Below are 13751 nucleotides of genomic sequence, written 5' to 3'. Positions count from 1 at the left end.
CCGGAAAAGGGGAGTGACAGGCACCGGGGACGAGTGGCACCCTGGGATCATGCGCCGACGACGTTGATCCGAACCGCACGATCCCCCGTCTTGCCGGGCTATATCGGTCCGTGCAGTGTCCGTCCGCGCGGTGGCCTACGCCTCGGTCCGGGAGTTCGTGCCGTTCTACGGCCTGTACGTCCTGCTGTTCGAAGATCACGGACTCGGCGCCGGCAGCATCTCGTCCCTGTTCGTCCTCTGGTCGGTGGTCGCGTTCGTCTCCGAGGTGCCGTCGGGCGCCTGGGCGGACACGGTGTCGCGACGGGCACTCCTCGCCGGAAGCGGCGTCCTGCTCACCGCGGCCTTCACGATGTGGCTCGTGTGGCCGACGTACTGGGGATTCGCCGCCGGTTTCGCGCTGTGGGGCCTCAGTGAGTCGCTGAAATCCGGCACGTTCGAAGCGCTGGTCTACGACGGACTGGCCGCACGCGCCGGCGAACACCGGTACGCAGCCGTGATGGGCTGTGCCGCCGCCGGGGAGATGGTGTGCGTGTTCGCCGCGACGCTGTCTGCGGCCCCGCTGTTCGGCCTGGGCGGTTACGCGCTCGTCGGATGGACGTCGGTGGCGATCACGGTCGCCGGCACGCTGCTGGTGTTCACACTCCCGGCCGCGCCGAAATCGACGGAGGCCGACGAGATCGACGGCCCCGGCGACACCCTCGCGGCGCGGTACCTCGCACGCCTGCGCGACGGCACGAACGAGGTCCGCACCGATTCCGCCGTCCGTCGCGCCGTTGTTCTCACCGCTGCGCTGCTCGCGTGTCTCGCGTTCGACGAGTACTTCGGGTTGCTCGCCCGGGAGGACGGCGCGAGTACGGAATTCGTACCCGTTCTCGTCGCGCTCACTGTCGTCGGGCAGGTCGTCGGCGCGGCAACGGCGGGACGCGGCGCGCAGATGCGCGGCCGGGCGATGGGCGTGATCGTGACGATCGGCGCGCTGGCCCTGGCCCTGGGCGCTCTCGCAGGGGGCGTTGCGGGCTTCGTGGCCATCGGTCTCGGCTACGGCGCCCTGCACCACACCGCGATCGTGGCCGAAGCCCGACTCCAGGAGACGATGTCGGGCCGCGCCCGCGCCACTGTGTCGTCCGTCGTGGGCGTCACGAGCGAGATGCTGTCGGTGGCGATATTCGCCGGGTTCGCCCTCGGCTCGGTGTGGTTGCCCGTCGCGATCCTCGTCGCGGCGGCAACGATGCCACTGTTCACCCTGGGAGCCGTGGCCGGCCGGATGCTTCCTTCCGCCGCGAAGGGGGAGCCCTCAGGAAGCCCTTAACTCGTCCGCCTAGATTACGGAGCATGTATGCCCGTTTTCTCCCTATTTCCCTCATCGCCGCCGGTGCCGTCATGGTCGGCACCGGCTCCGTGTTCGCCTACACCGACGACCCGCAGGTGACGGTCGTCGCCGAGACCGCGGGCAGCGGTGACACGCCGGATGCCGCCGCGGTCGCCGCCGCCCGGGACACCCTGCAACAGGCGAGTCTCCCGCTGGCCCTGCTCAACGGCGGAGTGGGACAACTCGCCGACGGAAGCCGCCAACTCGACGTCGGCGCACAACAACTCGCCGACGGACTCACGCAGGCGCACGAGGGCGGTAAGCAGCTCGCGGACGGACTCGGCCAACTCGAAGGCGGAGTGGGGCAACTCGGAGACGGCGCGTCGCAGATCTCGTCGGGCGTCGACGAGGTGGTCACGCGGCTCAGCGGGTTCGGTGAGATGCAGGGATCGGTGACGGCACGGCTCTCCGTCGTCGCCGACACACTCTCCATGAGCGGCGATCCGGTCTCGGCGGGTACCGCCGACGAACTGCGTTCCCTCGTCGACATGCTGAACAGCCAGGGTCTCGGACCGGACACGCTCGACCAACTCGGGCAACTGCGCGACGGTGCTCGGCAGCTGTCCTACGAATTGACCTCGCCCGACGCACAATTCGTCGCGGGAATGTCTCAGGCCGCCGACGGGTCCCGGCAGCTGCGCGACGGGCTGATGCAGCTCGACGACGGCGGCCGTCAGCTCGTCGACGGCACAGGGCAGCTCGTGGGCGGAGTCGAGCCGGTCGGCAACGTCGTCAAGGGGATTTCGGAGAACGTGAGTGAGGCCACGGGAGTGCTCCCCGCGCGACCGTCCTCGGCAACCTCCGACGGTACGTCGGAACAGGTTGCCGCCGGTGTCGACGAAGCCGGTGTCGCGGCACGGCAATGGTGGCCGTACGCCTTGATCGCCGCGGGAGCTGTCGCGCTCGCCGCGGCGGCCCTGCTGCCGGCCGGTGCACGGCCGGCAGCCCGGGCCGGACAGCGGCGAGCGGCGGAATAATCGGGCGGGGCGGTGCCCGTCAGGCCTTGCTGCTGCGCAGTTCGTGGCCCTTGGAGGTCTTGCACCGCCCCGATTCGAGATCCCACTGCCAGCCGTGCAGGTTGCAGGTGAGCGTGGTGCCGTCCACCACCCCGAACTTCGACAGGTCGGCCTTGAGGTGCGGGCAGCGCCGCTGGATCTCGTAACCGCCCAGCTCGATCGACGCCGAGTCGTCGTGCGCCTCCGCGAACCAGCCGTCCGCATACGCGATGCGCTCGTCGGTGAGGCACTTGAAGAACGTGTACAGGAACTCGTTGTACCCGCCGACCCGCCACGTGGTGAAGCGTGTCGAGAGGAAGATCGTGTTGACCCAGTCCGGCTCGTCGTCGCGTAGCACCGTACGGACGATCTCCGGCGCGATGCGGAATCCGTAGCGGTACTTGCCTTCTCCCTCGACGGGCTCGCGGACGATGCGCTTGGGGAAGTCGAGCACCACGGTCTCGTCGCCCATCACGAGGCCGACGGGGTAGCCGATGCCGTCACAGATGAGATCGGACTGCGCCATGATCGGCTCGAACTTCGCCCTGAGTGCGGGCAACAGCGGCTCGCCGTCGGCCGGCGCCCACGTGGCCTTCTCCGCGGCGATGACCGGCGCGAAGCGCTGAGCCATGTCCTCGATGTAGGCGGCCTTGTTCGTGAAGATCGCCTCGACCTCGTCCTCGGGGATCGGATGGGCCAGTGTCATCTTCTCGCTCCCGGCGAGGTCCACGACCGAGCCCGGGATCATCAGCAGGCCACCGTCGCGGCCGTTGATGCGCAACTGTTCGAGGAACACCTTCTGGTCGGGGAAGATGTTGCCCTCGTCGCCGTGGTCGTCGTTGAGGTAGCGCAGTTCGTCGTCGAGGAAGACCGGCGGACCGGCGGACGGGACGATCCAGGTCGCGCCGACCTGCTCGATGTAGCTGCGGCAGCGGTCCATGCCGCGCTGGCGCTTCTGCTTGCCGAAGTTGGCCTTCGTCTTCTTCGGGATGTCGTAGACCATCGGATACCAGATGGCGCCCGAGTACTGCAGCAGATGGATGTCGATGTGACCGAACGCGTCGTGCATCGGGTCCATGTCGATCGGCCGCGCGTCGTTCATGTTGAACACGGTGGTCTCGCCGTCAGAGACGACGAGCCCGGAGTCGCCGATCGGGCCGTCCGCGGGTGCTCGCATCGCAATGATCATGATGTCGAGCTCGCCGGGTGCGAGGGGAGCGTCGGGCGCGTCCCGGATGCCTTCCTTGCTGATCCGGTGCTTGACCGAATCGGTGGTCTCGTAGAACTTCGTGAAACCGAGCGCCTCGAGTTCGCGGCGCAGATCCGGCACCGGGTAATCGGGCAGCAGCACGGTGGCGTCCTTGCGGACGTGCTCACCGAGCGTCCCGGGATCGAAATGGTCCTTGTGGAGATGCGAGACGTAGAGGTAGTCGACGTCGCCGAGGGCATCCCAGTCGAGGCTCGTGTTGTCGGGGAACGGTACCCACGACGCGAAGTAAGCGGGATTGACCCACGGATCGCAGAGAATGGAGCCTGCCTCGGTCCGGATGTGGAACCCGGCGTGGCCCACGCTGGTGATCTGCACTCGTTGCCTCCTGACGTGCTGACCTATGTACCTCCAGGGTATGTGGAGAGGCCGTGGAGACACGCGGCAGCCCGCCGGGGCCACGGGTGCGGCACCGTATCGGCCGCCCGGCTACGCTGGCCGACGTGGAACCCTTCTACCGGACGATCATCGGCGTCGCGCGCACTCTGTTCGCAGGCCAGGGACTGAAATTCTCCGTCACCGGGGAGGAGCACATCCCCGCGACCGGAGGTGCGGTCATCGCGATCAACCACACCGGCTACATGGACTTCACCTACGCGGGTCTGCCCGCCCGTCCCGCGAAGCGCTACGTGCGTTTCATGGCGAAGAAAGAGGTCTTCGACAACAAGATCTCCGGGCCGATGATGCGCGCGATGAAGCACATCCCTGTCGACCGTGGTGACGCCGGCGACTCCTACCGCCTCGCAGTCGAAGCGCTGCGCGCGGGAGAACTGGTGGGAGTGTTTCCCGAGGAGACGATCAGCCGCAGCTTCGAACTGAAGAAGTTCAAGACGGGCGCGGCGCGGATGGCCGAAGAGGCAGGTGTGCCGGTCATCCCCATGATCATCTGGGGGTCGCAGCGGGTGTGGACCAAGGGTCATCCCAAGCGTCTGGGCCGCACCAATACGCCCATCACGATCAAGGTCGGCGCTCCGATTCCCCCCTATCTGCCGGCGTCGGCCATGACCGAGCAGTTGCACGCGACGATGGAGCAGATGCTCCACGAGGTGCAGGACGCCTATCACCACGAGCCCGGCGCCTACTGGGTGCCGCGCCGTCTCGGTGGTTCGGCGCCCACACTCGAGGAAGCAACCGCCGAGGACGAGCGTGTCGCGGCGGAACGCCGGGCCCGCAAGGAACGCGAGCGGACCGAGCGCGAAGGGCCGGACAGCGGCGACCGCGGCGTTTCGGCACAATGACGGAGTGAGTTCACAGCGCCCGAGCCTTGTCGCCACCGATGTCGACGGCACCCTGATCGACAAGTCCGAGCAGGTGTCCGACCGCACTCGGGCTGCCGTGCATGCGGTCGTCGACTCCGGTACGCCCTTCGTTCTGGCCACGGGGCGTCCACCGCGGTGGATCGCGCCCGTCGTCGAGCAGCTCGGGTTTGCTCCCCTCGCGGTGTGTGCGAACGGCGCCGTGCTCTACGACAGTGCGACCGATCGGGTGCTCAGCGCTGCGGTGCTCCGGGCCGACGAGCTCGCGTGGGTCGCCGAGGTGGCCGCTGCGGTGCTTCCAGGCTGCGGTCTTGCCGCCGAGCGTGTGGGGGAGAGCGCGCACGACGCCGCCACTCCGCAGTTCGTCAGTTCCCCGGGTTACGAACATGCCTGGCTCAACCCCGACAACACCGAACTCGCCGAGCACGAAGTGATCGCCGAACCGGCGGTCAAGCTGTTGATCCGGCTCGCCGGAGCGACGAGTCGTGAGATGGCCGAGGCGATCGCGCCGAAGTTGCACGGACTGGTCGACGTCACCTATTCGACGACCAACGGCCTGGTCGAGATCTCCGCAGCCGGCGTGACGAAAGCATCCGGGCTCCGTGAGCTCGCCCGTCACCTCGACATCTCGGACGACCGCATCGTGGCATTCGGGGACATGCCCAACGACATACCGATGCTGTCGATGGCCCGCCATGGCGTCGCCATGGAGAACGCTCATCCCGACGCGAAGTCGGTGGCAGACGAAATCACTGCCACCAACGACGAGGATGGTGTTGCGCGGATCCTCGAACGCTGGTGGCAGTGATTCGTAGCTACCGGTGAACCGCGGGACTCAGCCCACAGGCACCGGTTCGGGTGCCGGTTCCGGCGCGGGCGCACCCTCGGGTGCGGGTACCGCGATGTCGGCCGGCTGATCCTGCATCGACTGCTCGTAGGCGTCGTTGTAGGCGCGCAGCACCTTGGTGACGACCCCGGTGGCCTCGTTGAAGATCAGCGAACCGAACTCGAAGTCCGAACGCCAGCCGTCCGGCACCCGGTACTCGTCACTGGTGGGCAACCCCAGCTCACCAGTGTCGAGTCCGTATTCCTGCCACGCCTTGTAGATCTCGCCGAGCACCGCCCACACGTCTCCACCGGGGGACGAGTAGAGGGCGCCGTTGACGAACCGGGCGTGCTCGAAGCCGCCCTTGGCGGGTGCGATCGGCGACACGGCCGTGCCGAGACGGCCGGTTTCGCCGCCTTCCGCGATCCATTTCCGGGCGAGCGGGTTGTTTTCGGCAAGTCGCATCAGTTCTGCGACCAGATCCTGCACGTTCGTGGCGGTCTCGGCCGAGCCGGGCGGCAGCGCGCCGGTGCCCGGTGCGGGACCCGCATCCCGCGGAGGATTGTTCACCACGATCGGCGGCGCGCTCGGCGCGCCCTTGGCGGCGGCCGCGGCGATGTCGCGGATCTTGTTCATCTGTGCGTAGCCGCCGTCGCCCGGGCAACTGGTGTTGCCGACGTCGCGGTGCGCGAAGATGATCGGCAGATCCACCGCTGCACCCCGCGGGTACGGCGTGAACGACGTGCCCTCCGAGTACATGGTGGTGCGGCCCTTGGGGTCCAGACCGGCCGCGGCGAGCCGCCAGCCGAGGTAGTTGCCCACGTTCTGCACGGTGACCTCCGGCGGTGCGGCCGTGGAGAAGTCGCCCATCATCGCGATGCCGACGGTGTTCTCGTTGAAGCCGCCCGCGTGGGCGCCCTGCACATTGCGTTCCAGACCGCCCGCACGACCTTCGAAGATCTGTCCGTACTTGTCGACGAGCACGTTGTACCCGATGTCGCACCAGCCGAGTGTCTGCGCGTGGTACGCGTAGATGGCGCGGACGATGCCCGCGGACTCCGCCTTCGAGTAGTTGTTGCTGCCCGCGGTGTGGTGCACGGTGGCGCCACCGAGGGAGTCGTCGTACGTCGCACTCTGGCAGCGCAGCGACTCGTCGGCACCCCATTGCGACCTGCCGATGACTTTCAGGCCCGAGGTGCCGAGCGGCGCCGCGATGTCGTCGAGCCGGCCGTCGGCCTCGCCGGTACCCGGATCGATCAGGACCGCGCTGACGCCTTCCGCAGCCGCGAGCACGGGTTCCTGGCTGCGCAACGGCTTCGACGAGGAAGCGGGTACGTAGCCGAGTTCCGGTGCCGCGCCGCCTGTTTCGGCGACCGGGACCGGCCCTTCGTCGACCGGGGCAGGCGCGTCGGGTGCCGGAGCGTCGGGTGCCGGTGCGGCGGGTGTCTCGGCCGGCGGTGCTTCCGCGCCGGCGAGCGCGGGTTCGGGGCCGGGACGCGGGGTGAGGAGAACCTGCACCGCGCGTGTCGCGCCGACGAAGATCGGCTCGGTGCCGCGTCGCGCGTCGTCGGACGTGTCGTTGCGGCTCGACTCGAGGGGTTCGGTGACCGACCACGGGCCCCACGAACCGTCGCCGTTCTGCGCGCGAATCAGCGCGTCGGTGTCGGCGATGTCGTCGGCGGCCAGTGCGACCAGGCTGAACGGAGTCTCCCGGGTGAGTTCCTTGACCGTGGCGCCGACACGGGCGATGGGACCGCCGTCGGGATCCGGGGTGGTGGTGATCTGCGGCAATCCGTCGATGATCTCCGCAAGACCGATGTCGGGCAGGTTGAGCCCGGTCAGTTCCTCGAGCGGGATGATCAGGTCCGGTACGGACGCGAGCACCACTTCCGCAATGTCTGGGCTGACGGATTCGACGGAGTCGCTGGTGGTGCGAACTTCCGTCGGTCCTGCGGTGAGTCCGGACACGGCAAAGGGCGTGGCGACGGCCAGGGCGGCGACGGCACCCAGGACGATCGACGGCTTAGGGCGGCGATGCGGCACTGTTTGCAACTCCCTGTTCGTGTAGATCTGCGGTCGGAGGAGGGGTTCCGAGAGGTCGAAAACCTCCATCGCGGACCGCTTCGAGAGAGCGAAATGGCCGCGATCGGGTGCAACTTGTGGTGCTGTTGTTTCTGCTGTGACTTGTGTTGCGTTGGTCCGTCACTCTTGTCACACTAGACCCAGGCAACCTTAAGCCTCAACCTGAGCTTGAGGATCGGTCGTAAATGTCCGATCCGGCGATCTACGAGTCCGTGCATCGTCCCGGAATGCGAGAACGAGGGAGCGGAACGCCATGGCACCACAATCCATCGGCCGCAGAGGAAAGATCCGTCGGAGACGATTCGTCATCGGACGACCACTGCGGAACGGGTGGCAGCCCTCCGTTGCTCGTCTCGCGGTGATCGGACTCGCGCCGGCTCTGGTGGTCGGTACGGGCGTCGGCGTGCTCGTGCAGAACCGTTCCGATTCGGTCGGCGTCGTCGAAGCGGTGTCGGCCGACACGCCGTACACCTTCTCCGGTTTCGGCCACGGCCACGGGCGGGGCATGGGGCAATGGGGGGCCTACGGCTACGCCCAGGAGGGCTGGACGGCCGAGCGCATCATCGCGCACTACTACGGCGGAACCACGCTCGGTTCGATCGACGACTCGATGATCGCTGTGCGCCTGACGGGACAGGACGACCGCTCACTCGATGTGTATTCCGAGACCGGTCTCCGAGTTGCAGGACAACAACTGGCGCCCGGTGAGGCTGCCCATCTGACCCCCACGCCCGGCGGCGGCGCGAACGTCGTCGTCACGACCGGGTGCAGCGGCGAAGTGCTCTGGCAGGCGGCGACCGATGTGCCCTGGGCAGATCCCGTCGACCTCGGCGAGGACCGCCCGGCGGAGGAACACCTCCGGTTGTGCGGGAGCGACACGCCGTATCGCGGAGCCCTCGGAGTGGTGCTCGACGGCGCGGCGCCCCGGACGGTGAACCGACTGCACGTCGAGGACTATCTCCGCAGTGTCGTCCCGGCCGAGGCGCTTCCGGGCTGGGCCGACACCGGTGGCGCGGAAGCCCTCCGTGCGCAGGCCGTCGCGGCACGTTCCTACGCACTTGCCGAAAAGCGGAACGAACTCTGGCAGACCTGCGACTCCACCGACTGCCAGGTGTACACCGGATCGAACGCCGAGGACCCCCGTACCGACGACGGTGTCCGCAGCACGCGCGGCACCGTTCTGATGAAGGACGGCGCCGTCGTCCGAAGCGAGTTCTCGGCGTCGACCGGTGGATACAGTGCCGGAGGCGTCTTCCCGCCCGTCGAAGACGCGGGGGACAAGGTGGCACCGAACCGGGCCTGGGCCAAGACCCTGTCGGCCGGGGAGATCGGCTCCGCGTTCGGCGTGGGCGAACTCCAGGCGTTCGAAGTGCTTGCCCGCAACAACCTCGGCGCGGACGGTGGACGTGTCACCCGCGTGCGCGTCGTCGGCAGCGACCGCACCATCGAGACGACCGGCGCCGAAGCCCGCGCCAAACTGGGTCTGCGTTCGGACTGGTTCACGATCGCCGAAGGCGCAAATCTGCCGGCCCCGCCGACCACCCCGGCCGCGGAGCCCGGACCCGAAGTCGGTATCGATCCGTTCGGCAGCGGGAACGGCGCGTCGCCCATCGAAGCGAAGTTCTTCGAACTCGGTGGTGTCGACGGTGTACTCGGCACCCCGGTCGGTCCGGAACTGATGCTGCCCGACGAACTGGGCAAGTTCCGCATCTTCACCGGTGGCGCCATCGTCTGGACGCCGGATCTCGGCACGCAGGTGATCGACGCCAGCTTCCTCGACGAGTGGCTGCCGGGTACGGGTAGTACCGAGTAGCCGGACGCGAGTAGCCGGTACCGAGTAGCCGCCCGCGAAACGCCGGAAGGGGACGGACCTGATCAGGTCCGTCCCCTTCTTGCGTGTCCGAGGAAGGGTTGACATTGACGCAACGTCAAGACGCACCCTGAAAAGTGCCGAAAGGAGGGCGAGATGCCACGCGAATGGTCGATCCAGGAACTGGCCCGGAGCGCGGGTGTCACCAGCCGCACGTTGCGGCACTACGGCGACGTCGGAGTGCTCGTCCCCTGTCGTACCGGCAGCAACGGGATGCGGTTCTACGATGCCGACGCGCTCGTCCGGTTGCAGCGCATCCTCCTGCTGCGTGACCTCGGTCTGGGTCTCCCGGCGATCCGGGAGGTCCTCGACGGGCACGACGACACGACGGCAGCGCTGCGGACGCACCTCGAACTGCTCGAGCACGAGCGGCGGCAACTCGAGAGGCGCATCGAAGCGGTGCGCAGCACCCTCGCGAAGACCGAAAAGGGAGAAGAGCTCATGGCAGACGAAGTGTTCGACGGTTTCGATCACACGCAGTACCGCGACGAGGTGATCGACCGATGGGGCAAGGACGCGTACGACAACAGTGACCGCTGGTGGCGCGGAATGGGCGAGGGCGAACGCGGCGACTGGAAGAGCCGCGCCGCGCAACTGTCCGCGGACTGGACCGCAGCGGCCGAGGCAGGGGTGGACCCGGCCGGCCCGGAAGCCCGGGAACTCGCTCGCCGTCACGTCGAGTGGCTGTCCTCGATTCCCGGCACTCCCGGATACGGCACCCCGGACGGCATCAGCCGGGAGTACGTGCTCGGCCTCGCCGACATGTACGTGGCCGACGAACGGTTCGCCGCGAACTACGGCGGACCCGCCGGTGCCGCGTTCGTGCGCGACACGCTGCACCGATACGTGTGAACGGAGCGTCCGGTCGGTCCGATGACGGACCGAACCGGCGCGTTCGTACCCCGGTCGCTTACCCTGGTTCTCCGTGACTGCTGCATCAGCGCCCCAGCCCTCCACCGGTGAGTACGACCTGATCGTCGTCGGCTCCGGATTCTTCGGACTGACGATCGCAGAGCGGGCCGCCACGCAGCTCGGCAAGCGAGTTCTCGTCGTCGAGCGCCGCTACCATCTCGGCGGCAATGCGTACTCCGAACCCGAGCCCGAGACCGGCATCGAAATCCACAAGTACGGTGCCCATCTGTTCCACACGTCGAACAAGCGCGTGTGGGACTACGTCAACCAGTTCACCGACTTCACGGGCTACCAGCACCGCGTGTACGCGATGCACAAGGGCCAGGCCTACCAGTTCCCGATGGGGCTCGGCCTCGTCTCCCAGTTCTTCGGCCGCTACTTCACGCCGGACGAGGCGCGCGCCCTGATCAAGGAGCAGGCATCCGAGATCGATTCCTCCGAGGCGAAGAACCTCGAGGAGAAGGCGATCTCCCTGATCGGCCGTCCGCTGTACGAGGCGTTCGTGCGCGACTACACCGCCAAGCAGTGGCAGACCGACCCGAAGGAACTGCCGGCAGGCAACATCGCCCGGCTCCCGGTCCGGTACACCTTCGACAACCGCTACTTCAACGACACGTACGAAGGTCTGCCGGTCGACGGCTACACCGCGTGGCTCGAGAACATGGCGAAGGACGACCGCATCGAGGTGCGGCTCGACACCGACTGGTTCGAGGTTCGCGACGAGATCCGGGCCGCGAGCCCCGATGCGCCCGTCGTCTACACCGGCCCGCTGGACCGCTACTTCGACGACGTCGAAGGCAAGCTCGGGTGGCGCACCCTCGACTTCGAAACCGAGGTCCTGCGCGACTGCGGCGACTTCCAAGGCACCCCGGTGATGAACTACAACGACGCCGACGTGCCGTACACCCGCATCCACGAGTTCCGGCACTTCCATCCCGAGCGCGAGACGTACCCGGCCGACAAGACGGTCATCATGCGTGAGTTCTCGCGCTTCGCGGGTGACGACGACGAGCCGTACTACCCGATCAACACCTCCGAGGACCGCGCGAAGCTCACCGCCTACCGCGAACTCGCAAAGAAGGAAGCAGCCGAGAACAACGTGCTGTTCGGCGGCCGCCTGGGGACCTACCAGTACCTCGACATGCACATGGCGATCGCCAGCGCGCTGTCGATGTTCGACAATGTCCTCGCGCCGCACTTCGAGTCGGGTGCCCCGATCGCGGGTGACGCGTCGTGAGCATCAGCGAACCGGGCCTGCTCGGTAAGACCCTTCTCCAGCGGATCATCCTGCCCCGGCCGGGTGAACCCCTCGACGTGCGCACCCTGTACCTCGAGGAGTCGCCGACGAATGCCCGTCGTGCCCACGCCACGACCCGCACGGCCCTGACCGTCGGCGCCGAGTCGGAGGTGTCGCTGTGCACCTATTTCAACGCGTTCCCGGCAAGCTACTGGCGGCGCTGGAGCACACTGCCGGCGGTGGTGCTGCGCCTCGAGCTGACCGGCCACGGCCGCATCGACATCTACCGCAGCAAGGCCGACGCGAGTCGCATCCACGTCACCGGCAGTGAGTTCTCCGGCGACAAGGTCGTCGTCGAACTCGAGACCGATCTCGGTCCGTTCGAGGACGGCGGCTGGATCTGGTTCGACATCACGACCGACACCGAGGTCACGCTGCACTCCGCGGGCTGGTACTCGCCGGTGGAGGCCGAAGGCCGCGCGTCCGTCGCTGTCGGTATCCCGACGTTCAACCGGCCCGCCGACTGTGTGAAGGCACTGCGGGCGCTCGCGTCCGACCCGCTGGTCATGGATGTCGTCGACGCCGTGATCATTCCGGACCAGGGCACCCGCAAGGTTCGTGACGAACCGGATTTCGCCGAGGCAGCCGCACCGTTCGGCGACCGGCTCGTCATCCACGACCAGGGCAACCTCGGTGGTTCCGGTGGTTACAGCCGCATCATGTACGAGGCGCTGAAGACCACCGACTCGCCGTTCATCCTGTTCATGGACGACGACATCGAGATCGAACCCGACTCGGTGCTGCGCGCGCTGGCATTGTCGCGCTTCGCGAAGAAGCCGATGCTCGTCGGCGGCCAGATGCTCAACCTGCAGGAACGTAGCCACCTGCACACCATGGGCGAGGTCATCAACCGGGCGAACTTCATGTGGAGTGCCGCTCCGAACGTGGAATACGACCACGACTTCGCGACCAAGCCGTTGCACGACCGCGAGAACTCGAAGCTGCTGCACCGGCGCATCGATGTCGACTTCAACGGCTGGTGGATGTGCATGATCCCGCGGGTCGTCGCGGAGGACATCGGGCAGCCACTGCCGTTGTTCATCAAGTGGGACGACGCCGAGTACGGGCTGCGCGCCCGCGCCGCCGGCTATCCGACGGTCACCATGCCCGGTGCCGCGATCTGGCACATGGCATGGAGCGACAAGGACGACGCCATCGACTGGCAGGCGTACTTCCACCTGCGCAACCGACTGGTCGTCGCCGCAATGCACATGGACGGCGACTCCAAGGCCCTGGTGCTGGACACGGTCAAGGCCACGGTCAAGCACCTGGTGTGCCTCGAGTACTCCACGGTCGCGATCCAGAACAAGGCGATCGAAGACTTCCTGGCCGGCCCGGAGCAGCTCTTCGACCTGTTGCCCCGCGCCCTCGGTGAGGTGCACGCGCTGCGGAAGAACTTCTCCGACGCAGTGGTGCTGCCGTCGTCGACAGAGTTGCCGATGGCGTCGGGAGCCGAGGTCGGCGCGGTCGGAATCCCCGAAGGCGCGGCCGCGAAGGTCAAGCGTCTCGCCAAGGGTGTGCTGCACAATTTCCGTCCGGAGAACGCCGAGCACCACAGCCGTCCCCAGCTCAACGTGCCCACGATCGATGCGCGCTGGTTCCTGCTGTCCCAGGTCGACGGTGTGACCGTCACCACCGCGGACGGCCGGGGCGTCGTCTACCGTAAGCGCGACCGAGCACAGGCTCAGGCCCTGCTGACCGAGGCGCTTCGCCTGCGCCGTGAACTTGCGCGCCGGTTCCCCGAAATGAAGAAGCGGTACCGGGACGCGGTTCCCGCCCTGACCAGCAAGGAGGAGTGGGAGCGTGTCTTCGGCGCCGGTAACTAGCGAGACGAATCCGGCCGAGTGCGCTCGCACAGGTCGTTGGAAGAGCACCGA

At 67.5% G+C, this 13751-nt stretch carries 10 protein-coding genes; 8 read left to right on the top strand and 2 right to left on the bottom strand.

All coding sequences use genetic code 11. From position 1 onward, the window contains the following. Positions 1–115 precede the first annotated feature (115 nt). Together HF886_RS10320 and HF886_RS10315 are read left to right on the top strand one after the other, a co-directional pair. Positions 116–1309, top strand: a complete 1194-nt coding sequence (locus HF886_RS10320; RefSeq protein WP_346765345.1) for an MFS transporter — start codon at positions 116–118, stop codon at positions 1307–1309. A 23-nt stretch (positions 1310–1332) separates the two neighbouring features. After that, positions 1333–2346: a hypothetical protein gene (locus tag HF886_RS10315; RefSeq protein ID WP_169620789.1), complete on the top strand. Its 1014-nt coding sequence runs from the start codon at positions 1333–1335 to the stop codon at positions 2344–2346. Positions 2347–2365: 19 nt separating this feature from the next. Here the strand turns inward: HF886_RS10315 and HF886_RS10310 are convergent, their stop codons facing one another. Beyond that, positions 2366–3949: a Rieske 2Fe-2S domain-containing protein gene (locus tag HF886_RS10310; protein WP_169652242.1), complete on the bottom strand. Its 1584-nt coding sequence runs from the start codon at positions 3947–3949 to the stop codon at positions 2366–2368. A 125-nt stretch (positions 3950–4074) separates the two neighbouring features. Here HF886_RS10310 and HF886_RS10305 point away from each other — a divergent pair, with 125 nt between their 5' ends. Then, a complete protein-coding gene (locus HF886_RS10305) occupies positions 4075–4869 on the top strand; it encodes a lysophospholipid acyltransferase family protein (RefSeq protein ID WP_169652241.1) in 795 nt (264 codons plus the stop codon). 4 nt (positions 4870–4873) lie between these two features. Continuing rightward, positions 4874–5695 (top strand): HAD family hydrolase, encoded by an 822-nt coding sequence (locus HF886_RS10300; RefSeq protein ID WP_169620786.1) that lies wholly within the window; start codon positions 4874–4876, stop codon positions 5693–5695. 27 nt (positions 5696–5722) lie between these two features. On the opposite strand, the gene HF886_RS10295 is transcribed toward HF886_RS10300, so the two are convergent. Continuing rightward, positions 5723–7756, bottom strand: coding sequence for an N-acetylmuramoyl-L-alanine amidase (locus HF886_RS10295; protein ID WP_169652240.1), 2034 nt, complete (start codon positions 7754–7756; stop codon positions 5723–5725). Positions 7757–8048: 292 nt separating this feature from the next. Here HF886_RS10295 and HF886_RS10290 point away from each other — a divergent pair, with 292 nt between their 5' ends. From HF886_RS10290 to HF886_RS10275, 4 genes are all read left to right on the top strand, one after another. After that, positions 8049–9608: a SpoIID/LytB domain-containing protein gene (locus HF886_RS10290; RefSeq protein ID WP_169652239.1), complete on the top strand. Its 1560-nt coding sequence runs from the start codon at positions 8049–8051 to the stop codon at positions 9606–9608. A gap of 153 nt (positions 9609–9761) precedes the next feature. Continuing rightward, a complete protein-coding gene (locus tag HF886_RS10285) occupies positions 9762–10517 on the top strand; it encodes a MerR family transcriptional regulator (protein WP_169620783.1) in 756 nt (251 codons plus the stop codon). Between the two features lie 73 nt (positions 10518–10590). Beyond that, positions 10591–11814 (top strand): UDP-galactopyranose mutase, encoded by a 1224-nt coding sequence (gene glf, locus HF886_RS10280; protein ID WP_169652238.1) that lies wholly within the window; start codon positions 10591–10593, stop codon positions 11812–11814. Further along, positions 11811–13700: a glycosyltransferase gene (locus HF886_RS10275; RefSeq protein ID WP_169620781.1), complete on the top strand. Its 1890-nt coding sequence runs from the start codon at positions 11811–11813 to the stop codon at positions 13698–13700. Before glf ends, HF886_RS10275 begins: the two co-directional genes overlap by 4 nt. Positions 13701–13751 lie beyond the last annotated feature (51 nt).

It is taken from the genome of Rhodococcus sp. 105337 (assembly GCF_012844225.1).
GTDB lineage: Bacteria > Actinomycetota > Actinomycetes > Mycobacteriales > Mycobacteriaceae > Rhodococcus.
This window is presented reverse-complemented; position numbering and strand designations above follow the sequence as displayed.